The organism is Membranihabitans maritimus (genome assembly GCF_021729145.1).
Classification (GTDB): domain Bacteria; phylum Bacteroidota; class Bacteroidia; order Chitinophagales; family Saprospiraceae; genus Membranihabitans; species Membranihabitans maritimus.
Window position 1 is genome coordinate 1 of record NZ_JAJSLW010000064.1, and the last position, 767, is coordinate 767.

At 45.1% G+C, this 767-nt stretch carries 1 protein-coding gene; it reads right to left on the bottom strand.

Annotated elements, in window-relative coordinates; all coding sequences use genetic code 11:
• Positions 1–767: hypothetical protein (locus tag LVD47_RS24410; protein WP_236981124.1), on the bottom strand; the 767-nt coding region annotated here is incomplete at both ends.

The following is a 767-nucleotide window of genomic DNA, read 5'->3' on the forward strand; positions in this document are numbered from 1 at the left end:
GCTAAATATTCCACCGTCACCGCCTCACAGGCATCTTCGCATTTAAACGGCACATCCGTACTCCAGCCACCGCCCAGGTAAGCGACTTCTTTACCATAACCCGGTATGCCGGTCAATCGGTCAAAAAATTCTCGCAATACTTCTTCATTCAAGGCATTCCCGTGTTCATCCGTCAATCCACAATACCCCGGATCACTCAACACTTTCGCTATTTCATATAACCACCCGTGAACTACCTTTTCCCCACAATCACTGTCTTCCCACAACCAAGCAATAGATTTGAAATAATGTTCTTCAATTTTAGTATCGCTTAATATATTTTCTTTTAATCTTTCCAGATCCAGATCATAAGTACCATTCAAAGTACCACCACTCAAGATTACATTTACATCCCCGCGATCAAATCCAATGGCAACCAGGATATCGGCCCAATTACCATACGTTTTCCCCGATGGACACAAGTTCACGCATTTAGGATCTTTCCACCAATCCGTTCTGCGGGCCAACTCCAGCTCAATACCGCAGTTGTCATAACTTCCTTCGCCAAATACATCGGCGGCAATCCACTCTTCCTTGTGGTTCAATGAGACTCGAATGGCATCGTCCGTTACTACATGGGGTACCGTCTCGTCTTTCACCTTCAGGTACTTCGACCAGGTACTCACATTCCAGCAACTATCTACTGCCTCATACACAATTTCCCGCAATGGTGCATCAGCTCCTTCAAAAGGAACTTCAATGGGGTCTGTTATATGATTAAACACACG